General features: G+C 74.0%; 19 protein-coding genes and 2 pseudogenes. 11 read left to right on the top strand and 10 right to left on the bottom strand.

Annotated features, from left to right (window positions below; translation table 11 throughout):
* Nucleotides 1-105 (top strand): annotated as a pseudogene (locus tag ACIQTO_RS18280) (ABC transporter ATP-binding protein); the annotation flags it as partial.
* Between the two features lie 56 nt (nt 106-161).
* Entirely contained in the window at nt 162-2,726 is a 2,565-nt protein-coding gene (locus tag ACIQTO_RS18275; protein WP_402388628.1) for an ABC transporter permease, read from the top strand.
* A 138-nt stretch (nt 2,727-2,864) separates the two neighbouring features.
* Here ACIQTO_RS18275 and ACIQTO_RS18270 read toward each other — a convergent pair whose 3' ends face one another.
* Nucleotides 2,865-3,512 carry an HNH endonuclease family protein gene (locus tag ACIQTO_RS18270; RefSeq protein ID WP_402388626.1) on the bottom strand — a complete coding sequence of 216 codons (648 nt, stop codon included), beginning with the start codon at nt 3,510-3,512 and terminating at the stop codon, nt 2,865-2,867.
* Between the two features lie 466 nt (nt 3,513-3,978).
* Between ACIQTO_RS18270 and ACIQTO_RS18265 the strand changes: the two genes are divergently transcribed.
* Complete coding sequence (locus tag ACIQTO_RS18265; protein ID WP_402388622.1) at nt 3,979-4,257, top strand: hypothetical protein; 279 nt, start codon at nt 3,979-3,981, stop codon at nt 4,255-4,257.
* Nucleotides 4,258-4,428: 171 nt separating this feature from the next.
* Here the strand turns inward: ACIQTO_RS18265 and efeU are convergent, their stop codons facing one another.
* The 4 genes from efeU to ACIQTO_RS18245 form a co-directional block, all read right to left on the bottom strand.
* Nucleotides 4,429-5,289, bottom strand: a complete 861-nt coding sequence (gene efeU / locus ACIQTO_RS18260; RefSeq protein WP_402388619.1) for an iron uptake transporter permease EfeU — start codon at nt 5,287-5,289, stop codon at nt 4,429-4,431.
* Between the two features lie 49 nt (nt 5,290-5,338).
* Nucleotides 5,339-6,664 (bottom strand): iron uptake transporter deferrochelatase/peroxidase subunit, encoded by a 1,326-nt coding sequence (gene efeB / locus ACIQTO_RS18255; RefSeq protein WP_402388616.1) that lies wholly within the window; start codon nt 6,662-6,664, stop codon nt 5,339-5,341.
* 126 nt (nt 6,665-6,790) lie between these two features.
* Nucleotides 6,791-7,936, bottom strand: a complete 1,146-nt coding sequence (efeO, locus tag ACIQTO_RS18250; RefSeq protein ID WP_402388614.1) for an iron uptake system protein EfeO — start codon at nt 7,934-7,936, stop codon at nt 6,791-6,793.
* 337 nt (nt 7,937-8,273) lie between these two features.
* Nucleotides 8,274-9,098: an ABC transporter ATP-binding protein gene (locus ACIQTO_RS18245; RefSeq protein WP_380576765.1), complete on the bottom strand. Its 825-nt coding sequence runs from the start codon at nt 9,096-9,098 to the stop codon at nt 8,274-8,276.
* A 291-nt stretch (nt 9,099-9,389) separates the two neighbouring features.
* On the opposite strand from ACIQTO_RS18245, the gene ACIQTO_RS18240 reads away from it, so the two are divergent.
* Nucleotides 9,390-11,633 (top strand): amino acid adenylation domain-containing protein, encoded by a 2,244-nt coding sequence (locus tag ACIQTO_RS18240; RefSeq protein ID WP_402388613.1) that lies wholly within the window; start codon nt 9,390-9,392, stop codon nt 11,631-11,633.
* 68 nt (nt 11,634-11,701) lie between these two features.
* On the opposite strand, the gene ACIQTO_RS18235 is transcribed toward ACIQTO_RS18240, so the two are convergent.
* Both ACIQTO_RS18235 and ACIQTO_RS18230 read right to left on the bottom strand, forming a co-directional pair.
* Entirely contained in the window at nt 11,702-13,030 is a 1,329-nt protein-coding gene (locus ACIQTO_RS18235; protein WP_402388612.1) for a hypothetical protein, read from the bottom strand.
* A 221-nt stretch (nt 13,031-13,251) separates the two neighbouring features.
* A complete protein-coding gene (locus ACIQTO_RS18230) occupies nt 13,252-13,653 on the bottom strand; it encodes a GNAT family N-acetyltransferase (protein ID WP_402388611.1) in 402 nt (133 codons plus the stop codon).
* Nucleotides 13,654-13,809: 156 nt separating this feature from the next.
* Between ACIQTO_RS18230 and ACIQTO_RS18225 the strand changes: the two genes are divergently transcribed.
* Nucleotides 13,810-15,402 (top strand): M4 family metallopeptidase, encoded by a 1,593-nt coding sequence (locus ACIQTO_RS18225; RefSeq protein ID WP_402388610.1) that lies wholly within the window; start codon nt 13,810-13,812, stop codon nt 15,400-15,402.
* A gap of 97 nt (nt 15,403-15,499) precedes the next feature.
* Here the strand turns inward: ACIQTO_RS18225 and ACIQTO_RS18220 are convergent.
* The 3 genes and pseudogenes from ACIQTO_RS18220 to ACIQTO_RS18210 all read right to left on the bottom strand — a co-directional run bounded on the left by ACIQTO_RS18220 (nt 15,500) and on the right by ACIQTO_RS18210 (nt 19,404).
* Nucleotides 15,500-16,499: pseudogene (locus ACIQTO_RS18220) on the bottom strand (D-2-hydroxyacid dehydrogenase family protein).
* A 172-nt stretch (nt 16,500-16,671) separates the two neighbouring features.
* Entirely contained in the window at nt 16,672-18,594 is a 1,923-nt protein-coding gene (locus ACIQTO_RS18215; RefSeq protein ID WP_402388609.1) for a glycerophosphodiester phosphodiesterase, read from the bottom strand.
* 345 nt (nt 18,595-18,939) lie between these two features.
* Nucleotides 18,940-19,404, bottom strand: a complete 465-nt coding sequence (locus ACIQTO_RS18210; RefSeq protein WP_402388608.1) for a hypothetical protein — start codon at nt 19,402-19,404, stop codon at nt 18,940-18,942.
* 288 nt (nt 19,405-19,692) lie between these two features.
* On the opposite strand from ACIQTO_RS18210, the gene ACIQTO_RS18205 reads away from it, so the two are divergent.
* The 6 genes from ACIQTO_RS18205 to ACIQTO_RS18180 all read left to right on the top strand — a co-directional run bounded on the left by ACIQTO_RS18205 (nt 19,693) and on the right by ACIQTO_RS18180 (nt 24,718).
* Nucleotides 19,693-20,274, top strand: coding sequence for a TetR/AcrR family transcriptional regulator (locus ACIQTO_RS18205; RefSeq protein WP_402388607.1), 582 nt, complete (start codon nt 19,693-19,695; stop codon nt 20,272-20,274).
* Between the two features lie 351 nt (nt 20,275-20,625).
* On the top strand, nt 20,626-21,831 hold the full coding sequence (locus ACIQTO_RS18200; protein ID WP_402388606.1) for an SDR family oxidoreductase: 1,206 nt from the start codon (nt 20,626-20,628) through the stop codon (nt 21,829-21,831).
* Between the two features lie 416 nt (nt 21,832-22,247).
* The gene (locus ACIQTO_RS18195; protein ID WP_402388605.1) at nt 22,248-22,805 is read left to right on the top strand and encodes an HAD domain-containing protein; all 558 of its coding nucleotides are present in this window, start codon (nt 22,248-22,250) and stop codon (nt 22,803-22,805) included.
* A gap of 152 nt (nt 22,806-22,957) precedes the next feature.
* Nucleotides 22,958-23,128 (top strand): sigma factor, encoded by a 171-nt coding sequence (locus tag ACIQTO_RS18190; RefSeq protein WP_402388604.1) that lies wholly within the window; start codon nt 22,958-22,960, stop codon nt 23,126-23,128.
* 507 nt (nt 23,129-23,635) lie between these two features.
* Nucleotides 23,636-23,866, top strand: coding sequence for a hypothetical protein (locus ACIQTO_RS18185; protein ID WP_402388603.1), 231 nt, complete (start codon nt 23,636-23,638; stop codon nt 23,864-23,866).
* A gap of 51 nt (nt 23,867-23,917) precedes the next feature.
* Complete coding sequence (locus ACIQTO_RS18180; protein WP_402388602.1) at nt 23,918-24,718, top strand: SDR family oxidoreductase; 801 nt, start codon at nt 23,918-23,920, stop codon at nt 24,716-24,718.
* Nucleotides 24,719-24,733: the final 15 nt, after the last annotated feature.

Here is a 24,733-nt window from a genome sequence, read left to right as displayed (position 1 = left end):
GTCTTCCTCGCCGACGGCCGCATCGTCGACGAACTCCCCAACCCCACCGCCGACACCGTCCTGGACCGCATGCGCCGCTTCGACGCCAAGGGCCGCACCAGCTAGCCCCCGTCCCCGCCCAGGCCGACACCGACCCAGACCCCCAGGACTGACACCTCCTCATGTACCGCACCGCACTGCGCAACGTGCTGGCCCACAAGGGCCGACTGCTGATGACGCTGCTCGCCGTCATGCTCGGCACCGCCTTCGTGGCCGGCACGCTCGTCTTCACCGACACCCTCGGCAACGCGCTCAGGTCCCAGAGCGCCAAGAGCTACACCGACGTCGCCGTCACCATCAGCGACCGCGGCGCCGTCGGCAAGGGCTACGACCACGGCGGCCGGGCCAACGCCGGGCCGACGCTGACCGAGGAGACCCGCAAGGCGGTCGCGGCGCTGCCGGGGGCCGCCGAGGCCCGCGGCGTGGTCACCGGCTTCGCCGGCATCGCCGACCGCAAGGGCGCGCTGATCGGCGACGGCTTCTCCACCACCGGCACCAACTACGTGCCCGGCGCCGACGGCGCCGACCCGCGCTACCCGCTCGTCGACGGCCGCGGCCCGCGCGGCTCCGGCGAGGTGGCGCTGGACGCCAGGACCGCCGAGAAGGGCGGCTACAAGGTCGGCGACACCGTCCGCGTCGCCGTCAACGGCCCGGTGATGGAGCTGACGCTCACCGGCACCGTACGGACCAACGACCCCCGCGTGGTCTCCGGCGGATCGCTCGCCGCCTTCGACACCGCGACCGCCCAGCAGCTCTACCTGAGCCCGGGCCGGTTCGGCGAGATCGACATCAAGGGCACGCCCGGTGCCGACGACGACGCGCTGCTCGCCGCCGTCCAGCGGACCGTCCCGCGGGGCGACGGCTCGATCGACACCCGGACCGGCCGTGAACTCGCCGACGAGCAGGACCGGATGATCGAGGAGGGCACCAAGGGCCTGAGCGGCGTCCTGCTCGGCTTCGCCGCGATCTCGCTCTTCGTCGGCATCTTCATCATCGCCAACACCTTCACCATGCTGGTCGCCCAGCGCACCAGGGAACTCGCCCTGCTGCGCGCCGTCGGCGCCCGCCGCAAGCAGATCGTCCTGTCCGTGCTGGTCGAGGCGATGCTGGTCGGCCTGGCCGCCTCGGTGGCCGGACTGCTCACCGGCATCGGCATCGCCACCGGCCTGCGCTCGCTGCTGAACGGCCCGCTGGAGGCCAACCTGCCGGACGGCCCGCTGGTGATCGCGCCCACCACGGTGCTCGTCTCGGTCGGCGTCGGCGTCGTGGTGACCGTGCTGGCCGCCTGGCTGCCGGCCCTGCGGGCCTCCCGGATCGCCCCGGTCGCGGCGATGAGCTCGGGCGAGCAGCCGGCCTCGCAGAAGAGCCTGCGGGTGCGCAACGCGATCGGCCTGCTGTTCACCGCGGCCGGCGCCGCCGCCCTGTCCGCCGGCGCGGCCGCCAAGAGCGGCGAGCTGGTCGGCCTCGGCGCCGGCACGCTGCTGATCGGCGTCTTCGTGCTCACCCCGCTGCTGGCCCGGCCGCTGATCGCGCTGTTCGCCCCGCTGCTGCGCCGGCTGTACGGGACGCCCGGCAAGCTGGCCCGGGAGAACGCCGTCCGCAACCCGCGCCGCACCGCCGCCACCGCCTCCGCGCTCACCATCGGCGTCACCCTGATCACCGCGCTGACCGTGGTCGGCGCCTCGGTGAACAAGGCCGTGGACGAGGCCACCGCGAACGACCTCAAGGCCGACTACACCGTCGCCATGCAGAACTTCTCGATGCTCTCGCCCGAGGTCGCCCCCCAGATCGCCCGGACGCCCGGCGTCAGCGCGATGAGCGTGGTGCGCACCGTCCCGGTCGAGACCGGCGCCGACGGCGACACCGAGTACCTCACCGGCGTGGACGCCGCGACCATCGACCAACTGGCCACCGTCACCGTCACGTCGGGCACCGCGGACGCGCTCAAGCAGGGCAAGCTGCTGGCCGGCTCCGGCTACGCCGAGCGGATGGGCCTGAAGACCGGCGACACCCTGGCCGTCACCTACCCGGACGGCGCCAAGGGCTCGCTGACCGTGGGCGGCGTCCTGACGGCCAACACCGCGCTGGCCGGCCTGGTCGCCCCGGACTCCGTGGTCGGCCCGCACGCCGCCCCCGGCAGCGGGCCGGAGAAGGTCCTGGTCAAGGGTGCCCACGGCGCCGACCCCAAGCTGAAGCAGGCCCTGCGCGACGCCACCGGCGGCAACCCGCTGATCGCCGTCAAGGGCGGCCAGGACATCAAGGCGGAGAACCGCCAGCTGGTCACCGCCGTGCTGAACATCATGTACGGCCTGCTGGGGATGTCCGTGGTGATCGCCGTCCTGGGTGTCGTCAACACCATGGCGATGTCGGTGTTCGAGCGGCGCCGGGAGATCGGCATGCTGCGGGCGATCGGCCTGGACCGGCGCGGCATCGGGCGGATGGTCCGGCTGGAGTCGCTGATGATCGCGCTGTTCGGCGGCCTGGTCGGGGTGCTGCTCGGCATCGTGACCGCCTGGGCGGGCACCCGCACGATGGCGGACACCTTCAAGAACATCACCACCGTGGTGCCGCCGGTCCAGATCCTGGGCTTCCTGGCCGCCGCCGCCCTGATCGGCCTGCTCGCCGCCGTCTGGCCGGCCCGCCGGGCCGCCAGGACGGACATCCTGGCCGCGATCAAGGGCGACTAGCCGCCGGCCGCTCCCCCTCCCCCCACCGAAAGGGCTCCGCCCGCCGGGTACGTACCCGGCGGGCGGAGCCCTTTCGGCATGAACGATTCGTCAGCGGCCGTCTCGGCGGTCGTTTCGGCAGCCGTCTCAGCGGCCGCTTCAGCAGCCGTTGAGGATCGAGGTGAGCGTGCTCTTCTCGGCACTGTCCACGGAGAGACCGTAGAAGTACTTCACCTGCACCCAGGCGCGGGCGTAGGTGCACTGGTAGGAGGCCTGCGGCAGCCAGTGGGCCGGGTCCTGGTCACCCTTGGAGCGGTTGGAGCTCGCGGAGACGGCGAGCAGCTGCGGGCGGGTCAGGTCGTTGGCGAAGGCCTTGCGCTGGTCCGTCGTCCACGCCCAGGCACCGGAGCGCCAGGCCTCGGCCAGCGGCACCAGGTGGTCGATGTCGAAGGAGGAGGCGTTGGTGGTGGTCGCGTTGTCGTAGACCGAGGACCAGCTGCCGCTCACGGAGGCGCAGGCGGAGTCGGTGACCACGCCGCTGCCGTCGCGCTTGAGGACCGTCTCACGGGTGTTACAGGTGCCGGAGATGGTGATCCAGTGCGGGAACAGCGTCCGGTCGTAGGTGTCGTCGTGGGTCTCCGCGGTCGCCGCGATGGAGGCCAGGTAGGAGCGGGCCGTCGCGGCCGAGACCGGGGTGGGCAGGGCGGCCTGAGCGGTGCCGGCGCCGGCCAGCAGGGTGGCGAGGGCGAGCAGCAGGGCGCCGAGGGCGGCCGGCAGGGCGCGGTGCAGCGTGCGTATCGCAGGCATACGGGGACTCCAGAATCGTTGTGAGGGCAGGCGGAAGCCCCCGGGCGGAGCGGCCCGGGCTGGCAACCAGCATGGCGCGTCAGGGGTTTACGCGGGTAGACCCTGGAGGTGAACTTTTTGACCGGTGGTCAGCTCGCGGTGCGGAGCGCGCCCGCGCGGCACGGCGCCGGGTGGCGCCGCACGGCGCTGCGCGGTGCCGTGCGCGGTGGGAGACCACACGGCCCCGCGCACGCCGGGGTGCGGGTGAGCCGGGGTGCTCCCGGGCCGGAGGTGCGGGTGAGCCGGGGTGCTCCCGGGCCGGAGGGGCGGGTGAGCCGGGGTGCTCCCGGGCCGGAGGAGCGGGTGAGCCGGGGTGCTCCCGGGCCGGAGGGGCGGGTGAGCCGGGTCATGCCCGGCCGGGGTCCGCTGTCGGCGGCGCGTGGCACGATGGTGCGGTACGAAGCGCGGATGCCGGAGGGGGCGGGCCATGGAGCACAGCAGAATCACGGGCGAGGATCCGGACGGGCACCGGCACGTCGTACGGATCGTCTCCCGCCGGCCCAACTCCGTGCGGGTCGTCTGCGACACCTGCGGCTACAGCACGTGGTCGGTGGCCGGCGCGCGGGGCAAGGCCGAGCGGCATCTCGGGCAGGAGCACGACGCGGACTACCTCCGCCAGGAGATACCGGTGGCGCGCTGGGTCATGACGGCGATCGGCCTCGTCGGCTTCGTCGTCTTCCTCCTCACCTACGGGCCCTCCCGGTAGCGGGGCACCGTTTCGCCGGCGCGCCACGCGTGCCCGGCGGGCGGGCCCGTCCGCCGGCGCGCCGCCGTCCGGCCGCGCGGAGCCCCGGCATGCCGAACCGCCCCGGCCGGCGGGTGCCGGTCGGGGCGGTGGGGTGCTGCGGGGTCGGACGGGTGGTCGGGCGGGGCGCCGTCAGGCCGCCGTCTTCGCGGAGCCGGCCGCCGGCGCGACGGGCTTGGCGGGCTTGGCGGGCTTGCCGCCGAAGAGGCCGAAGAAGACCGCCAGGGTCGGCACGAGGTAGAGCGCCCAGACGACCAGCTGGAGCACCGTCGGGTCCGGCTGGAAGTTGAACACGCCCTTCAGCAGGGTGCCGTACCAGCTGTCCTTCGGGATGGTGCTGGTGATGTCGAAGGCCTGGTTGTGCAGACCGCCGAGCCAGCCGGCCTCCTGCAGGTCGTGCACGCCGTACGCCAGCACCCCGGCCGCGACGACGACCAGCATGGCGCCGGTCCAGGTGAAGAACTTCGCCAGGTTGATCTTCAGCGCGCCCCGGTAGAACAGCCAGCCGAGCACCATCGCGGTGAGCAGGCCCAGCGCCGCGCCGATGACCGGGTTGTAGCCGTCATTGGTGGCCTGCACCGCCGACCAGATGAACAGCGCCGTCTCCAGCCCCTCCCGGCCCACCGCCAGGAAGGAGGTGACCACCAGGGCGAAGGTGCCCATCGCCATGGCCGCGTCCAGCTTGCCGTGCAGTTCGGTCTTCAGGTGGCGGGCGGTGCGCCGCATCCAGAACACCATCCAGGTCACCAGGCCGACCGAGATGATCGACAGCGTGCCGCCGAGCGCCTCCTGGGCCTCGAAGGTCAGCTGCGAGGAGCCGAACTGGAGGATCGCGCCGAAGGCCATGCTGAGGACGACCGCCGCCGCGACCCCCGACCAGACCGGCGGGAGCTTGTCCTTGCGGCCGGTCTTGACCAGATAGGCGATCAGGATGCAGACGACGAGGCTGGCTTCGAGGCCCTCGCGCAGGCCGATCAGGTAGTTGCCGAACACGCTGGCTCCTGGGGGTGAAGGGGTGGTACGTGGGGAAGGGAGCGCCAGGTCAGCCGAAGAGGGCCTGGCCCCACCACTCGCCGGGCTTGCGGACGCCCGCCGGGCAGGCGAAGTGGGCGGAGCCGACGTGCTGGATGTACTCGTTGAGCTTGTCGCTGGAGGCGAGGCGCTGCTGGAGCGGGACGAACGCCTTGCGGCTGTCCCGCTGGTAGGCGAGGAAGAACAGGCCGGCGTCCAGGCGGCCGAGGCCGTCGGTGCCGTCGGTGAAGGAGAAACCGCGGCGCAGGATCATCAGGCCGTCGTTGCTGTCCGGGTGGGCGAGGCGCACGTGCGAGTCCTCGGGCATCGCCTTGAGGTCCGGCGCGTCGTGCTCCTTGGGCTTGCCGTACGGGGCGCCCTCGCCCTTGGTGCGGCCGAAGACGTCCTCCTGCTCCTTGAGCGAGGTGCGGTCCCAGGTCTCGATGTGCATCCGGATCCGCCGGGCGACCAGGTACGAGCCGCCGGTCATCCACTCCGGGCCCTCGCCGGGGGCGACCCAGACGTGGTCGGCGAGCTTCGCCGTGTCGGTGCCGGCGATGTTGTGGGTGCCGTCCTTGAACCCCATCATGTTGCGCGGGGTCTGGGCGTCCGGGGTGGTGGAGGAGGTCTTGCCGAAGCCGAGCTGCGACCAGCGGATGTTGACCGTACCCATGCCGATCCGGGCCAGGTTGCGGATCGCGTGCACGGCGACCTGCGGGTCGTCGGCGCAGGCCTGGATGCAGAGGTCGCCGCCGCTGCGCTGCGGGTCGAGCTTGTCGCCCTTGAAGTTCGGCAGGTCGATCAGGGCCTCGGGGCGCTTGGCCCTGAGGCCGAAGCGGTCCACGCCGTCCTTCTCGAACAGGCTGGGGCCGAAGCCGATGGTGAGGGTGAGCCGGGAGGCGGGCAGGCCCAGGGCCTCGCCGGTGTCGTCCGGCGGCGCCTCGGGCAGGCCGCCGGCGGCACCGGTGCCGACCTCGCGGCCGCCGGTCATCGCGGCGGCGGCCTTGGTCCACTCCTTGAGCATCTTCACCAGCGACTCGCGGGTGGCGGTGGCCGAGACGTCGAAGGCGGCGAAGTGCAGCCGGTCCTGGACGGGGGTGGCGATGCCCGACTGGTGCTCACCGTAGAAGGGGAGGTCCGCGGCCGTGGCCGCCGCCGCGGGAGCGTCCTCGTCCTGCCGGGTGGCGGCGGCGACCGAGCCCACGCCGGCCGCGCCGATCGCGACCCCCGCGCCCGCCCAGCCGATCACGGCCCGGCGGCTGATCGGGCCGCGGCCGGCGTCGCCGCGCTCACTCGTGGTGGTGCCGGCGTCGGTGCCGGCCGGCGTCCCGTTCTGCTGCTGGTTCTCGGCGTCCATCGACGGGCGGGCCCTTCTCTGTACTGACTCACGGATACCGTGGCGGCCGCTGGGGCCGCCACGGCGGTGTGGTGGAGGGTGACGGTGCCGGTCCCCGGGGACCGGCACCTGCTGACCGGGGAGGTGCTACTTGACGACCACGGCGGCGGCCAGCTTCGACAGCGGCTCGCCCAGCGAGTTCACCGCGTCGGAGAAGGTCTTGCGCTCGGCCTCGGTGACCTTGTCGTAGGAGGTGTAGGTGCCGTCGGTCTGCTTGTACTTGGCGAGCAGCGTCTGGATCGCGGCGAACTCCGAGTCCAGGGTCTTGGCCAGCTCGGCGTCCTTCTCCGAGGCGACCGGCTTGAGCAGCTCGTAGGCCTTCTGCGCACCCTCGACGTTGGCGACGAAGTCGGCCAGGTCGGTGTGGCTGTAGCGGTCCTCCTCGCCGGTGATCTTGTTGGTGGCGACCTCGTCCAGCAGCTCCTTGGCGCCGTTGGCCATGCTGGTCGCGGTGATCTCCGCCTCGGGGATCTTCTTCTGCCAGTCCTTCAGGTCGGCCACCAGCTGATCGGCCAGCTTCTTCTCGTCGTCACCGATCTTGGCGTCGGCCCAGAGCGACTTCTCCAGCTTGTGCCAGCCGGTCCACTCCTGGCCCGGCTCCAGCTTGTCCTCGCGGGTGTCGGTCTTCGGGTCCACGTCACCGAAGCTCTCGGCGACCGGCTCGGTGCGCTCCCAGCCGGCGCGCGACGGCGCGAAGAGCGGCTTGGCCTTCTCCACGTCGCCGGCCTTGATCGCGGCGGCGAACGCCTCGACGGCCGGAATGGTGGCGTCGGCCTGCTCCTGGGCGTACTTGCGGTAGGCGTCGACGGCCGCGGTCAGACGCGGGTCGGTCGCGGCGCCCGAGGCGGCGGCATCACCGGTGACGGTGATCTTCTGACGGATGCCGTCGCCGACCATGCCCGGCTTGCAGGCGACCTCGTACGAGCCTGCCTTGATCTCGGCGTTGATGGTCGCCTTGGTGCCGGGGCCGATGTTCTCGCGCTCGGTGATGATCTTGTCGCCGTCGCCGTAGACGTAGACCTCGGTGGTCTTCGAGCCCTTGTTCGCGATGTCGATCACGACGTGGCCCGCCGGGAAGGTCGTCTTGGAGACCTCACAGGCGGTGTCGGTGGCGTTCACCTTCACGGCGTCGGCGGAAGCCTTGTCGTCCTTCTTCTGCGAGCAACCGGCCAGCGCGGCGGTCGCCACAGCGAGGGTGAGCAGCGCGGCTGCGGTGGAACGACGGGCGGACATGAGGGCTCCAGCGGGAAGGCAGACGATTCAGGGCATGACTGAGGGTGGGTACGGGACCCGGGGTCACCGGCTCCCCCCACCCACTTAGCTAAGGCATACCTTAGGGATATCTGATTTCGTCGTCTACACCGGGGGCCGACTTCGATCCACGCAGGTGGGGGCGGGCCGGGCGGTCGGCGTGCCGTCAGCGCACCGACCGTTTCCGGCCACCGTCGACCGGGCGCGGGACGGCCCGGCCGGACTGCCGGCGGCACCGCCCTCGGCCGCCGTCCTCAGCGGTCGTCCTCGGTGGCCGCCCTCGGTGGCCGTCCTCCGCAGTCGTCCTCGGTGGCCGTCCTCAGCGGCCGGGCGTGCGGCGGGCGGCCGCGCGGGCGCTCCAGCGGCCCTCGTGCCGGCCGATCCGGATCGGGTGACCGAAACAGGCGCTGACCAGCTCGGTGGTCATCACCTCGTCCACCGGGCCGGCCGCGACGCACTCGCCGTCGCGCAGCAGCAGCGCGTGCGTCGTGCTCTCCGGCAGCTCCTCCAGGTGGTGCGTGACCAGCACGCTGGCCAGCTCCGGGTGCTGATGGCGCAGCAGGTCGAGACTGTCCAGCAGCAGCTCGCGGGCGGTCAGGTCGAGCCCGGTGGCGGGCTCGTCGAGCAGCAGCAGCCGCGGGCTGGGCATCAGGGCGCGGGCGATCAGCGCCCGGCCGCGCTCCCCCTGGGAGAGCGTGGGCCAGGGCGACTCGGCCATCGCCGTCATCCCGAGCGTCTCGATCAGCCGCTCGCCGCGGTCGAGCTCCTCGGGGGACGGCTTGCGGTGCAGGTCGGGCTCGATGGTGTTGGTGAGGCCGGTGAGCACCACCTCGCGCACGGTCAGCGGCGACCGCAGCGGATGGCGCGGATTGACGTGCCCGAGGTGGGCGCGCAGCTCACGGATGTCGACCCGGCCGAGCCGGCGGCCCAGCACGTCCACCTCGCCCCGGGTGGGGTGGGAGACCGCGCCCAGCAGCGCCAGCAGGGTGGACTTGCCGGCGCCGTTGGCACCGAGCAGCGCCCAGTGCTCGCCGGGCCGGATGGTGAGGTCGATCCCGCGCAGCAGGTAGCGGCCGTCCCGGACGACGTCGACGTCCCGGGTGCGCAGCAGCGGGCCGGTGGGCAGCGGATCGGGCGTGCTCATGACGGGCGGGCCTCCGTGGGGTTGGCACCGGACAGGGTGCGGGCGCGGCACCGCACCGGGCGGGCAGGCACCGGCCGTCCGCGTGCAGAGTACAACCGTCGGACCGGCGGCGGCCGGGGGTGTCCGAGGTGTGGACGGGGCCCGACCCCGACCCCCGCACCGACCCCGGCCCCGGGGCGCGCGGGGGCGGGGTCGGGGCGCGGACCGGTCGGCCGGACCGCACGCCCCTGTTCCCCGGCGGCAGTTGGCGGGACCATCGGAGCGGAGCACGAGGCGAAGGGGGCTGGACGGATGGGGTGGGACGCGGAGCCGGCGGGGCGCGCCGGGACGCTGCACGGACGCTTCGAGGAACAGGCGCGGCAGACGCCGGACGCGGTCGCCGTCCGCTGCGGCACCAGGGAACTGACCTACGGTGAGCTGGACGCCCGGGCGGACCGGCTGGCCCGCCACCTGGCGGCGGTCGGGCTGGAGCCGGGCTGCCGGGCCGCGGTGGCGCTGGGCCGGGGCACGGAGGTGTTCGTCGCGCTGCTCGCGGTGCTGAAGGCCGGCGGCGCGTACGTACCGCTGGAGCCGGGGGCGCCCGACCCGTTGCTGCACCATGTGCTCACGGAGGCCGATCCGGCCGTGGTGGTGACCGAGGAGAGTCACCGGGTGCGGCTCACGGACGCCGGCGGCCGTGCCGTCGTCTGCGTGGACTCGGCCGCCGGGGCGGTCGCGGCGCTGCCCGCCGGTCCGCCGGCGGTGACCACCGGGCCGGACGACCTGGCGTGCGTCTTCTTCACCTCCGGCTCGACCGGCCCGCCCCGGGGCGCGCTGATCGAGCACCGCAACCTGCTGGCCGCGCACCGGGGCTGGCACGCGGTGTACGGGCTCCGCGCCGAGGACCGGATCCTGCAGACGGCGAGCCTGGAGTTCGACGTCTTCACCGCGGACTGGGTGCGCGCGCTGTGCACCGGCGCCACCCTGGTGGTCGCGCCGCGCAATCTCACCCTGGACCGCAACGCCGACATCGCCGACCTGCCCGCCCTGGTGGCCGCCGAGGGCATCACCGTGCTGGAACTGAACGTCCGCACCGCGCGCCGGCTCCGGGCCCACCTCACGGCGTCCGGCGGACCGCCGCCGGTCGGACCGCCGGCCGACGGATCACCGCCCGAGGGACCGCCGCCGGACGGATCACCGCCTCGGGAACCGCCACCCGGCGGACCGCTGCCCGACGGACCGCTGCCCGGGGTGCGGCTGCTCACCGTCGGCGCCGAGAAGTGGTACCTGGACGAGCAGTTGGGCCTGCAGCGGCTGCTCGGCCCGGGCGTCCGGGTGCTCAACGTCTACGGCCTCGCCGAGGCGTCCGTGGACAGTACGTACTTCGACGCGGCCGGCGCGACGGGCGGGGAGGGCAGTGAGCGGGTCTCGCTGGTCGGCCGGCCCTTCCCCGGTGCCCGGGTCCATGTGCTCGGTCCGGACGGCGGGCCCGCCCCGCTCGGCACGGTCGGCGAGATCGCCGTCGCCGGCGCGGGCCTGGGCCGGGGCTATCTGAACCGGCCCGAGGAGACGGCCCGCCGGTTCCGGCCCGCCGCCTTCGACCCGGACGGCCGGATCCTGCTGACCGGCGACCTCGGGCGGGTCCGCGAGGACGGCGTGCTGGAGTTCACCGCCCGCGCCGAGGCCGTACTCGGACCGGTCGACTCGGCCCGGTCCGCCGCCGTGGTCGAACGGGTCACCGCGGCCGCGGCGGCGGAGGGCGTGCTGCGCTCGCACCCGGCGGTCCGGGAGGCCGCCGTGGCCGAGGTGGAACCGGAGCCGGGGCGGCGCACCCTGGTCGGCTACGCGGTCACCGCCCCGGAGGCAGCCGGGGCGGACGCCTGGTCGCTCTCCGCCCATCTGACGAAGCGCCTGCCGGCCGGTGCGCGGCCCGCCGCCGTGGTACCGCTGCCCGCGCTCCCCCGGACCCGGGCCGGCAAGCTCGACCGCGACGCCCTGCCGTTGCCGGCGCCGCGCGACGTCACCGGCCCCCGGACCGGGAAGGGCGGCGGAGGCTCGGCGGGCCACAAGGGTGGCGGCACGGGTGGCGGCAAGGCCGGGGCGGGGCGCGCGGGCGGAGCCGGCGAGCCGGGGCTGTCCGGTTGCGGCTGGGCCTTGCTCGCCCTGGCCTTCGCCTTCGTGGCCTGGCTGGTCACCGACTCCATCTGGCCCGGCTCCACCGACCTCGCCGCGGTGCCCGACCCCTACTCCGGCTACTTCCGCGTCCTGTACTGCGCCGAGTGGCTCTCCTTCGGCCTGGGCGCGGCCTTCCTGATGGCCGGACCGGCGGTGATCGCCCGGTACGGCCGGCCGCCGGGGCTCTCGGTCGCCGCCCATCTGTCGGTGTTCTGGCTGCTCGCCTCCTGGTGGCCGCAGGACAACCTCTACCGGACCAGCTCGCCCACGGACTGGCCCCGGCAGTCGCTCCTGGTCTACGTCTTCAACATCGCGCTGATGGCGGCGGCCCTGATCGTGGTCCGCTTCCTCGCCTGGCGGCCGCCGTCCGAACGGAAGTGAGGCACTGTCGGCGCGACACCGCTCGGCGCGAACCGCTCGCCGCCACTACCGCTACCGCCCAGCACCGCTCAGCGCAGCGCCTCGAACATCCGGCCCAGCGCGTGGTTGCCGGCGCCGATCAGCGCCTGCCCGGCGTCCAGCGCCTCGACCCCGCGCGCGGCGAGCGCCAGGCCGACGGTGGGCTCCGGCTCGTGGCCCGCCGTCGCCACCAGCGGGAGGACGGTGACGCCGAGGCGGGCGCAGGGCGGGCGGAGCCGGTCCAGGTGGTCGTGGAGCGCCTCCTGGGAGATCCGGGCGCCGAGCGGCAGGGCGTCCAGGGTGCGGACCAGGTGGCCGGGGCCGCGGATCTGGTCCAGCCGGGCCCGCAGCACCAGGGCGATCGCCGGCCCGGTGAGCCGCAGGTTGATCTCGGTGGGGGCGAGCCGGCGCTCCCGGTCGGTGACGAAGTCGACGTCGTACCAGCCGCGATGGCCCTCGGCGGCGAGCCGCTCGCCCACCGCGAGTCCGAACCCCTCGGCGGTCGCCGCCGCCCCGGGCGGCACCACCCCCGGGCCGACCGTCACCCCCTGGTAGCGGGTGCCGTCCACCGCCATCTCACCGACGCCGACCGGGTGCACGCGGCCGTCGTCACCGATCACGGCGTCGAAGGTGAGGTCGCGCAGCCGGTCCGCCCGCCCGCCGTCGACGTACTCCTCCAGCAGCAGGTCCCCACCGGGCGGCAGCAGTTCGGCCCCGGCCAGCCGGCGCAGCAGGGCCCGGCCGCCGCCGGCCGCGAACACCTCCCGCGGGGTGACCACGACCGTCCCGTAGCCGCCGACGCCGTGCGGGCTCTTCAGTACGGTGGTGAGGCCGCGGCTCGCCCGGGCGGTGAGCCGACGGGCGGCGCGGCGCGGGGAGCCCGGCCGCTCCTGCCGGGGGACGACGATTCCGGGGTGCGCCGGGGCCAGTGCGGTGAACAGCCCGTGCGCGGCGGCCTTGGACTCGTAGCGCCGTACGGCGGCCAGCCCGGCCCCCTCCCCCTGGGCGGCCGTCCGCCCCCAGGGCAGCACCGGCAGGCCGCCGGTGGCGATCCGCGCCGCCAGGGCGGGCCGCTCGGCGAGTGCCCGCGCGAGCGTCCGATCCGGCGCGATCCCGCTGTACAGCTCGACCGGCCCCCACTCCAACTCCCGTGCGAGCCAGTCGATCCAGCCCTGCTCGACCTCGCCCGGCAGGACCACCAGGGCCGGTTCGGGGCTGTAGCAGCTCGCCATGCCGGCGTAGTGGTGTGCCTGCCGCAGCCGCCGGGCCCGCTGGGCGGCGTCCATCCCGGGCGCGAAGAACTGCTCGTTGAAGTCGGCGACGTTGCCGAGGTGCACGGCCCGCCGCCCGCCGGTCCAGGCCCCCAGCCATCCGTCCATCCCGCGAGCGTACGGCCCGGCGGGGGCCGGCCGCAGGCGGTCGGCGGCAACGCTCCGGACCGCCCCGGGGGCCCGGAGCGTTGCCGGGGGCCGGGGGGCCGGGGGCCGGGGGCCGGGGGGCCGGGGGGCCGGGGGGCCGGGGGGCCGGGGGCCGGGGGGCCGGGGGCCGGGGGCCGGGGGGCCGGGGGGCCGGGGGCCGGGGGGCCGGGGGCCGGGGGAGGTCAGAGGCGCAGGAGGCCGGCGGCGGTGGGGCGGAAGCCGCAGGCGTTCAGGTAGAAGGGCCGCAGGTGTTCCTCGAAATCGACGTGCAGCCAGGCGCAGCCGGCGGCGCGGGCGCCCTCGGCGGCGGCGGCGACCAGCCGGCCGCCCACTCCGCCGTGCCGGGCCCCGGCGGCGACGACGGTGTCCAGCAGGAAGGCGTGGGCGCCGCCGTCCCAGGCGACGTTGACGAAGCCGACCAGGGGACCGTCGACGGCCGGGCGGGCGCAGACCCAGCCGAGGCTGTGCCGCTCCAGCCGGTCGCGCCAGTCGATCGGCTCGACGGGCCCGCCGAAGCCCTCGGCGTGCAGGGCGGCGAGTTCGTCGTTCCCGAAGGCACCGCGCCAGTGGTAGCGGATCGTCATGGGCGGCTCCTCCAAGGCTCATTCACATCCGATCAGATCTGATCAGTACAGGACACAGATTGGTCAAGATCTGGCCCAACGTCTAGCCGACCTTGGCTGTTCACCGTCAATCTCTGACCCAGCTCTTTCCCTGCAGCTACCCCGACTGGAGTCAGAGTGAGCCCCACCTCCTCTCACCGCCGCCACCTCGCGGCCGGAGCCATAGCGGTCACCGCCGCTCTCGTCGCCGCCACCTTCCAGGCCGGCACGGCATCCGCCGCCCCCGCCGACCGGGCCGCGGCGATCGCCCTGGCCAGGGCCAACGTCACCCACAACGCCGGAGTGTTCGGCTTCGGCGACGGCCAGGACCTTCAGGTCAAGGACGTCGTCATCGACGCCGACGGCACCCAGCACGTCCGCTTCGACCGCACCTACCAGGGCCTGCCCGTCGTCGGCGGCGACCTGGTGGTGCACCAGGACGCACGCGGCCGGCTCAAGGACTCCTCCCGCGCGGCGGCCCACGACGCCTCGGTGAAGTCCATCGTCCCGAGCGTCCCGGCGCAGACCACCGCGAGCCGGGCCCTCCAGGCCGCCCCGGCCATCGGTGCCGCGACCAGCTCGCCCGAACTGGTCGTCTGGGCCGCCGACGGCACGCCCCGGCTCGCCTGGAAGACCACCGTCGCCGGCGTCGGCGACCACGGCCAGCCCGCCGGCAAGGTCGTCGTCACCGACGCCTCCACCGGTGAGCAGATCGAGAGCTACGACGCCGAGCACCAGGCCAGCGGAACCGGCCACTCCGAGTACACCGGCGACATCACCATCGACACCACCGCGCAGTCCGGCGGGTACGCGCTGATCGACCCGGTGCGCAAGCACATCACCAAGGACGCCCACAACGTCTCGGCGGGCTCGCTCACCGCCGCCTCCGGGACGCTCTTCACCGACACGGACAACGTCTGGGGCGACGGGCGGAAGTTCTCCACCGACCGCGCCACCGCCGCCGTCGACGCCCACGCCAACACCGCCTGGACGTACGACTACTACAAGAACACCTTCGGCCGAAGCGGCATCAAGAACGACGGCAAGGGCGCCACCGTCTTCGTCCACGTCGGCACCAAGTGGGACAACGCCCAGTGGTCCGACAGCTGCTTCTGCATGATGACCGGTGACGGCGACGGCACCACCGACCCGGAGCAGGTCGACCTCGACACCATGGGCCACGAGATGACCCACGGCGTCACCAGCGCGACCGCCAACCTCCGCTACAGCGGCGAGTCCGGCGGCCTCAACGAGGCCACCAGCGACATCTTCGGCACCATGGTCGAGTGGTACGCCAACAGCAAGGTCGACACCCCCGACTACCTGTTCAGCGACCAGTCCACCCCGCCGTGGCTGCGCCGGATGGACAAGCCCTCGCTGGACGGCTCGTCCGCCGACTGCTGGACCAGCAAGGTCGGGCAGCTCGACGTGCACAACTCCTCGGGCGTCGGCAACCACTGGTTCTACCTGGCCAGTGAGGGCAGCGGCAGCAAGACCATCAACGGGTACACCTACAACAGCCCCACCTGCAACGGCTCGGCGGTGACCGGCATCGGCAACCAGAAGGTCGCCAAGATCTGGTACCGCGCGCTGACCGTCTACATGACGTCCACCACCAACTACAAGGGCGCCCGTACCGCGTCCCTGAACGCGGCGAAGGACCTGTACGGCGCGACCAGCACCGAGTACAAGGCCGTCGCGGCCGCCTGGAGCGCCGTCTCCGTCGGCTGACGACCCGCTCCCCGCGCACTGCGGCGGCCCGTCGCCCCGGGTTGGTCACCGGGGCGACGGGCCGCCGCCGTCCGCTCGACCGGGCCGGCTGGGCTGGTCAGCCCAGCACGCGGACCGGGGAACCCGCCAGGAACGCCTCGATGTCCTCCACCGCCTGACCGTAGTACGTCCGGTAGGTGTCACCCGAGACGTAGCCGAGGTGCGGGGTCGCCAGCAGCCGGGGCGCGCTGCGCAACGGGTGGTCGGCGGGCAGCGGTTCGACCTCGAACACGTCCACCGCCGCACCCGCGATCCGGCCCTCGGTGAGGGCCGCGAGCAACGCCTCCTGATCGACGACCGCCGCCCGCGAGGTGTTCACCAGGTACGCCCCCGGCTTCATCATCGCGAACTCGGTCCTGCCGAGCAGCCCCCGGCTTCATCATCGCGAACTCGGTCCTGCCGAGCAGCCCCCGGCTGCGGTCGCCCAGCACCAGGTGCACGGAGACGAAGTCGCTCCCGCGCAGCAGCTCCTCCTTGCCACCGGCGCGCCGGACGCCGACCTCGGCGGCCCGCTCCTCGGTCAGGTTCGGGCTCCAGGCGACCACGTCCATGCCGAAAGCGAGGCCGACCCGGGCCACCAGGGCGCCGATCTTGCCCAGGCCGAGCAGCCCCAGCCGCCGGCCGGCCAGGTCCGCGCCGAGGGTGCTCTGCCACGGACCGCCCGCGCGCAACGCGTCGTTCTCGGCGACGACGCCCCGGGCGAGACCGAGCAGCAGCGCCCAGGTCAGCTCCACCGGCGGCGTGCTGGAGCTCGCCGTGCCACAGACCGTCACACCGTGCGCACGGGCGGCCGCGCAGTCGATGACCGTGTTGCGCATCCCGGAGGCGACCAGCAACCGCAGCCGGGGCAGCCGGGCGAACAGCGCGGCCGGGAAGGCCACCCGCTCGCGCAGGGTCACGATGATGTCGAAGTCGTTCACGGCGCGGACCAGTTCGTCCTCCGAGCCGAAATGCTCGGGGAAGGCGGTCAGCTCCACCCGGTCGGTCACCGGTGACCAGTCGACGATGCTCGTCGCGACACCCTGGTAGTCGTCGAGCACGGCGCAGCGAAGTCTCATACCCGCACTCTCGCAGACCGCCCCGGGCTGAGGCGCCGAGGTCTTTCAGACCGGCGGGGCCGCACTGGCCGAAAGGGCCGACCGGTACCCGATCCGCCCTTTCGGCCGGTGCCCGTCGCGCCCGGGCGGGCCCGCGGCACCAGCCGGCAGGTCGTTCCGCGACCGCGCCGGATCAGCCCTGGGCCAGGACGGCGGCGTCGGCGGCGATCAGCTGGGCGCGGTCCGCGGGGACGGTCCGGCCCGCCTGGTTCTCGGCCCAGCGGGCGAGCGGCCCGTACTGGCCCTGACCGAGCATCACGGTCAGGGTCGCCACCGCGTTGCGGTCCGCGCCGGAGGTGAGGATCAGCGAGGCCAGCCCGGTCGGTGTCGCGGCCACGGTGAACTCGGTGACCGCCTCGGCCCGGCCGCCCGGACCGGTCGCCTCGGCGCGCAGGGTGTGGCTGCCGAGCGCGAGCCCGGTGGAGTCGAGCGCGGCGCCGGGTGCCAGCTCCCGGCCGTCCAGGGTCAGCCGCACCGTCTCCGCCCCGCTCGACTGCACCGCGACGGCCTGCTGCCGCTGGGCACGGTCCAGCGTGCTGCCGGCGGCCGGCGAGGTGATCGCCACCTGCGGCGCGGCCGGCGGTGCCACGGTGCCGCCCTGCAGCCAGGCGGAATTCCAACCGGACAGCTCCGCCGGGCGGTTGGTGATGACGCCGTCCACACCGGCCGCCTCCAGCGCCTTCCAGCGGGCCGCCGCGTCCACCGTCCAGACGTTGACGGCGACCCCGGCCGCGTGCAGGTCCTTCACCACACCGATCCGGGGCGACAGCGCGCCGTCGGCCGGGTTGTAGGCCGCCAGGCCGAGCTCCTTCGAGATCGCCACCGGGTCGGCGTCCAGCTCACCGCGGAGCAGGCCGAGCGGCAGCTCGGGCGCCAGCTCGCGGGTGAAGCGCAGGGCGTCCACCTCGAAGCTCTGCACGAAGACGCGGCCGGCCATGCCGTGGTCGCGGATCTCCTGGACGATCCGCGCCACCTCGTCGCGGCTGTGCCTGCCCTTGATCTCCAGCAGCAGACCGCCGCCACGACCGCGGAGGTCGTCCAGCTGGGCGGCCAGGGTCGGCACCCGCGCGCCCGCGTAGGCCGGACCGAACCAGGAACCGGCGTCCAGCGCGTCCACCTGGGCGGCCGTCAGGTCACGGATCCGGCCCGTGCCGTTGGTCGTGCGGTCCACGGTGTCGTCGTGCAGGACGTAGGGGACGCCGTCCTTGCTCGGCTGGACATCGTTCTCGATCCACTCGGCACCGCCGCGGCGCGCGACCTCGTCGGAGACCAGGGTGTTCTCCGGGGCCGCGGCGGAGGCACCCCGGTGGGCGAACACGGTCAGCGGCGAACCGGCCGGACGGATCCAGGCCCCCGGGGCGAGCGCGGTGACCTTGACATCATCGAACGACACCCGCGCCCCGTTCACCACCAGCGCCTGGCCGCCGTCCGCGCTGCGGGCGACCTGGGTGGTACGCATCGCCTCCCTGCCCTCGAAGATCCAGCGGGCGCTGCCGCCGTGCACCTCGACGGCGATCCGCACATCCCGGCCGGTGCCGGCCGCGGTGGGGGCGGCGGCGGTGTTGGTGACGTTCCACGCGTTCCCGGTGGTGCGCTGGGCGAACTCCAGGCCGTTGGCGGCGGTGGTGCCGCTGCGCATCGTGGCGATGGACCACGGGGTCGAGCCGCCCGCCGGGACGTCCAGGCCGAGCGCCGTCCAGCGGGCGGCGTCCTGGACGCTCTCGAACCGGACGGTGGCCTCGAAGCGGAAGTCGTCGAGGTGGCGGCCGAAGGTGATCCGGCTCTGCCGGCCGGAGTTGGCGGAGGTGCCGACCAGTCGACCGTTCTCCACCTTCCAGTCGCCCTCGACGGCGTTCCAGCCGGCCGGGAGGCCGGCGGCGGCGAAGGTCTCGGAGACGACGACCTCACCGGGCGCGGATGCGGCGGCGGGGGCGGGGGCGGCGGCGGGAACGGAAACGGCGGGCGCGGACACGGCGGCGGGGGCGGTCAGTGCCACGGTGGTGAGGCCGAGCGCGGTGGCGACGAGGGCGGCGACCAGGCCGGCGGGACGGCCCACCGGGCGACCGGTGGCCGGTCGGCGGCGCGCGGGGCGCCGGCCTCGTCGGCGGGCGACGGGCAGGTGGGTCGCGTCGGGGCGGGCGGCTTCCGGGCGGGCGGCTTCCGGGCCAGCCGTGCGCAGGGGGTGACTGGGTGTCATGTGTGGCAGGCTAGGGGCGGCAGCCGAACCGGAAGCCACTACTCCGCCAATCGTCCATGACCATTGACGGTACTCCGAACCGGAGTTGCGGGTCGCGGAGCCGGCGCAGGGCCGCCATGGGGCGGGCGGAGCGGGGCAAGGGCGATCTGGGGTGGGCCGACGCGTACATCGGCCGGCCCGCACGATGCCGCTCTTTCGGGTGTCCTACCAGAGGGTCGACGGACCCGCGAGCACCCAGCCGGCGTCGACGGGCTTGACCCAGAAGCCCAATGCCACCTCCATCGTCCGCGCACGGTAGGTGACTTCTACGTAGAAATGGCTGCCGGTGTGGCCCCAGCTGAAGTCCCCGAGATCGAGCGCGCCGAGCCAGGACAGGTCCCGCTCCCACGCGTCGCCGGCGCGGCTGCGACGCGCCCCGTCGGCTTGGGCATCGGGATCGCGGTCGGGATCGGGATCGGCGTCGGGGTTCGCGTCGCCGTCCGCCTCGACGTCCGTGTCGGCGGCCGCTCCGACGGAGCCGGACCAGAGCGACTTGAGGACGTGCCGGACCCGTGTGTGCTCGACGATCTGCTCGGCCTCGGGGATCCTCCCGGCCCGGAGGAGGTCGAAGTAACGGCGAACGGCCGCTTCGACGTCGGCCTTGGCAGGATGCTCCGCCCAGATCTTCACCGTCGAGACGGTAGCGGTGTCGGGCGCGGCGAGGGAGGGACGGCGGTCCGGGCGTGCGCACGACCTCCCGACGTCACGGCCGCTCCCCCGTGCCCGGCCGGCTCACGGACTACTCCTCCCGGCCCGCCGTCACGGCGGCGCGCTCCCGCCACTGTCGCCGGGTCCCACGTCCCCCCTCGTCGGCCGGCCCCGGGAACCGCACGCCGTGGCCCTGATGCCTCCGCGACAGTCGGCCCACCGGACGACCGGGAGTCGACAGAAATATACAGACCGGTCTACTGTTTCCGCATGGGAGTCAAGGGAGAAGAGACCCGCGCCCGGCTGATCGCCGGCGCGCGCAACCTGATCGAGGCGCAGGGCTACTTCGGCACCGGCCTCAACCAGATCGTGGCGGAGAGCGGGGCACCGCGCGGCTCCCTCTACTTCCACTTCCCCGAGGGCAAGGACCAACTGGTCGCCGCCGCCCTCGTCCAGGCGGGCCAGGAGATCGAGGAACTCCTCCGGCCACCGGCCGGTCGCGGCTCGGACGCGACGGCACTCCTCGACCGGCTCGTCGATGCCTTCGTCGCCCGCCTGGAGGAGTCCGGCTACACCAAGGGCTGCCCGATCGCGACCGTCGGCCTGGAGGCGGCGGGCGGCAACGAGGCACTGCGCCGCGTCTGCGCCGAGGTGTACGGGGGCTGGCAACTGGCGCTCACCGAGCGACTGGTCGCCGACGGCTTCGGCCCCGCCGAGGCGGAGACCGCCTCGGGCCAGGCGCTCGCCCTGCTCGAAGGCGCGGTCCTGCTCGCCCGGGTCCGACGCGACCGCCGCCCCCTGGAGGACGCCCGGCACGCCGTGCGGCACCTGCTCGGCGCGAAGAAGAAGTGACCGCCCCCCAGGCGGCCTGACGCCCCGGACCTGACGCCCCGGATCCGACGCCCTGGGCCGGACACCGCCTCGCCGCGCCGGCCCGGGGGCCCGGGTCTCGCCGCCCGGTCCGATTTCGCAGGCCCGGCCCTGCGGCCCGTTGCCGCGCCCGGCGACTCCAGCGAGCCCCCTCGGCCCGTCGGCCGACGCAGGCCCAAGGAATATACCGACCGGTCTACTGAATAAGCAGACCCCCCCTCGCACCCCTCCCCCTCTCCACACCCGTGGCATCCGCCAAAAATATGCCGACCGGTCTACCTATTTGAGCCCGCAGAAATTATGCAGACCGGTCTACCTATAAGGAGTACGCCCATGAACAGCACCCCCACCCCGCCACCGCCACCACAGCCACAGCCACAGCCACGCACCCTGGTCCTCGGTGCGACCGGCTTCCTCGGCCGCTGGCTGGTCCTCGAACTCCTCGACCGCGGCGAGCCGGTGGCCGTCGGGGTCCGGGGCGGACGCGGAGCCGCACGGGACGAGCGGCTCCGTCACTGGCTCCGCGAGCACGGCGCCGACGACACCGCGCTGACCACCGTCTCCGCCGACCTCACCCGCCCCGGCCTCGGCCTCAGCGCCGCGGACGAAGCCCCACTGGCCGACGTCCGCGACATCCACAACCTCGCCGCCCTCTACCGGTTCGGCCTGGACCGCGCCGAGGCGCACGCCGCCAACGTCGACGGTGCCCTGCACGTGCTGCACTGGGCCGCCACCCGGCCGGGGCTCCGGCGGCTGGTCCACCTCTCCGGATACCGGGTCGGCCGGGACCCCGCCCCTCGCCACCCCCTGCCGGCCGCCGAGACCGACGCGCTCTACCGCCGCCTCGGCGCCTACGAGGCCTCCAAGCAGGTGGGCGACGCCGCCGTCCGGGTCACGGCCGCCCGGCTCGGTGTACCGCTCACCACGGTCAACCCGAGCAGCGTGATCGGCCACTCGGTCACCGGCGAGGCCGGCCAGTACCTCGGCCTGGCCGATCTGGTCCGCCAACTCGCCCACCGCCGGCTGCCGTTGCTCCCCGGTACGGCACGGACCTTCCTCCCGGTCGTCGCGGTCGACCACCTCGCCCGGTTCCTCGCCGCCGTACCGGAGTTCGACGACGGGCCGGCGCACTCCCACACCGTGCTCGACCCCGCGACACCGCCCCTGCCCGAACTCGTGGCCCTGCTGGCCGATCACCTCGGCGTGCCCGCACCCCGTGCCCTCGTCCCGGTCGGCCTGGTCCGCCGACTGCCCCGCGCCCTGACCGGCGCCGACCCGGAGACGCTCGGGTTCCTCTCCGAGGACAGCTACGACACCGCCTCCGCCGACCGGCTGGCCCGGTCCGCCGGCCTCCGGCACCCACCCGTCGCCGAGACGCTGCGCCGCTGGGCCACCCGCCTGGTCGCCGACGGCTTCGGCGCGGGCGGGGCCGACGAGGGCAAGGGCGGGGCCGGCAAGGGCGCCGCTTCCCGAACCGGCCGCCCCGGCCACCCCGGCAGGTTCAGCCGGACCGGCCGAGCCACCGACCGGCGTCGGTGAACCGTGCCCGATCACCACTGACCGCCGGCGCGGTCGGGCGGAACCTCGGCCCCCGCCCGACCACGCGTCACCCAACACCCCGGGAGCGCCCGGCCCTCGGACCATCCCCCCCGGAGGAACCGACCCAGCGCCCTCCCCCGGCCGAGGCCCAGCCGTCGCCAGTCCGCCTCTTGCACGGACAAGCGACAAGCGAACAAGCGGATCAGGCGGAAAGAGCACTTCACCGAGCAAACCGCCGCCCGCCGGTCGACGGCCATTCGCCCGGCCCCGGCGAAGCTCGCGGGACCAGGCCTGGATCAGGACCGGACCAGGCCGAGGATCCGGTTGCGGGCAGCCTGCCGCCTGCCGCCAGTCGCCCTACCGGCCGAGCCCTCATCGAGCCGGGGCCGGGCCGACGGGGTCGCTATCGTTCCACCGTGACCGGTTCCCCGCAGCCCCCGCTGCTCTTCCTCGATGTCGACGGACCACTCATTCCGTTCGGAGGCCCGGCGGCGCAGGAGTATCCGACCTATCCCACGCATCCCAGTAACCCCGCGCAGGAGGCCGACGCCAATCCCCTGCTGGCCAGGATCAATCCCGCGCACGGCGCCCGATTGGCGGCGCTGCCGTGCGATCTGGTCTGGGCCACGACCTGGACGGCCGATGCGAACGAGCTCGTCGCACCCCGGATCGGCCTGCCGGAGCTGGAGGTGGTGGTCTGGCCGGAGCCCTCCGACCTTGACGAGCAGGACGAACGGAACGGCCTGCACTGGAAGACCCGGGGTCTGGTCAGCCGGGCAGCCGGGCGTGCGTTCGCCTGGGTCGACGATGAGATCACCGACACCGATCGGGCCTGGGTCCGCGCACACCACCGGGGACGTGCTCTGCTCCATCGGGTCGATCCGCGCCGGGGGCTCACCGATCGTGACTTCGCCACCCTTGACGCATGGCTGCGACGGACGGCCCGGTGGTCAGGCGCCTGCGCGCCGGACTGACCCCCGGAAGCGCCTACGGATCGGCGAGCGCCGAACGCTCGGCTGCCTACCGGGCAGGCGACGGGCCGGCATGGTCACGGGAACGGCCGGCGACGCCGAGTACCCGGCCCGGGACCACCGCCGAGCTGATCACCCGTACTACCGTTGCCCCAGTGGACCAGGCCCAGGAGAAGGCCCAGGAGTTCGAGACCCTTCGGCCCCGGCTGTTCTCGCTCGCCTACCGGATGCGCGGGTCGGCGGCCGGGGCCGAGGACGCCGTACAGGACGCGTATCTGCGCCGGCACGGCGCCGAGCGCGCCCGGATCGCGGCGCCGGGTGCCTGACTCGCCGGGGTACTCACCAACCGCTGCATCAACCGGCCGGCCTCTGCGCGCGTGCGGCGCGAGGAGTACGTCGGCCCCTGGCTGCCGGAGCCCGTCCGCACCGACGGGGGTGCGCTCGGCCCGATGGAGACGGCCGAGCAGCGCGAGGCGGTGTCGATGGCCCTGCCGGTGATGATGGAGCGCCTCACTCCCCCGGAGAGCGCGCCGCGGTCGTCGTCCGCGATGCCTTCGACTACGGCTACCGCGACATCGTCGGACTGCTGGACTCGACCGAGGCGAACGCACGGCAGGTCTACCGTCGGGCCAAGCTCCACCTGGCCGAGGGGCGGACCAGGTTCGAGACCTCCGATCGGCCGCGCACCGAACTGTTGACACGGTTCCCGGAGGCCGCGGCCCTCGGATCGCCACCGCGGTTGGAGGCGGTGCTCGCGGATCAGCTGACCGCGTGGTCCGACGGCGGTGGCAAGGTCCGCGCGGCGCTGCGCCCGGTCCACGGCCGGGACACGGGTGGCCCGCCTCGTCCTGGGCCTGTGCACGCGCTGGGCCACCGCGATGGACATCGAGGTCGCCGAGGTCAACGGCACGCCGATGGTCCTGGGCCGGGAGGGCGGGAAACTGGTCGTGGTCGGCGGCGTCGAGGGCGGCGCGAAGGGCGTCACCGGCATCCGGGTGATCCGGAACCCGGAGAAGCCGGGACATCTCGCGCGCCGGTCCCAGGGGCTGTCACAGAACGGGTAGCCCGCCGGTCCTACTTCTCCGACAGGACGAGCGACACGGAGGACCGCAGCGATGAAGAACGTGATCATGGTGACCGGCGCGACCGGCGTGCTGGGCCGCGAGGTCCTGGAACGGGCGCTCCGCACCGGGCTGCCGGTGCGCGCCCTGACCCGCCGGACGGAGCCGCCCGCCACCCCCGGGGTGTCCTGGTTCACCGGCGACCTCACGGACGGCACCGGTCTGGCCGAGGCCTTCGCAGGGGTCCGCACCGTCATCCACTGCGCGAGTGACACCCGCAGGTACCGGAACGACGTCCCCGCCTTCCAGCACTTGCTGGACGCCGCGAAGCGGGCCGGAGTCGCCCACATCGTCAACATCTCGATCATCGGCGTCGACCGGATCCCGTTCCCCTACTACCGGATCAAGCTTCAGGGCGAACGGCTGCTCGCGGAGTCGGGGATCGGCTGGACCACTCTGCGGGCCGCCCAGTTCCCCGCGCTGCTCGACGCGGCGTTGCGGGTGCTGTCCAAGTCCCCCGTCGTCCCGATGCCCTCCGGCACCGACTGCCAGCCGGTGGACCAGACAGAAGTGGCCGGCCGGTTGGTCGAGTTGGCACTGGGAGAGCCGGCCGGCCGGGTGCCGGACATGGCCGGGCCGACGGTGTACTCCGCCACCCGGCTCGCCAGGGACTGGACCAGGGCGGCCGGGAAGCGCCGGCTCGTCCTGCCGGTCTTCGTCCCCGGCAGGATCGGCGCGGGGTTCCGCTCCGGCGCGCTCACCGCGCCCGGCCGGGCGGTGGGGGTCCGCACCTGGGAGGAGTACCTGGCCGACGAGGTCGCCGGATCGGTACGGAATCCCCACCGGCGCGCCTGAACGCGGCCCGGCCGC

It is taken from the genome of Kitasatospora sp. NPDC091207, assembly GCF_044768625.1.
In the GTDB taxonomy this organism is placed as follows: Bacteria; Actinomycetota; Actinomycetes; order Streptomycetales; family Streptomycetaceae; genus Kitasatospora.
This window is presented reverse-complemented; position numbering and strand designations above follow the sequence as displayed.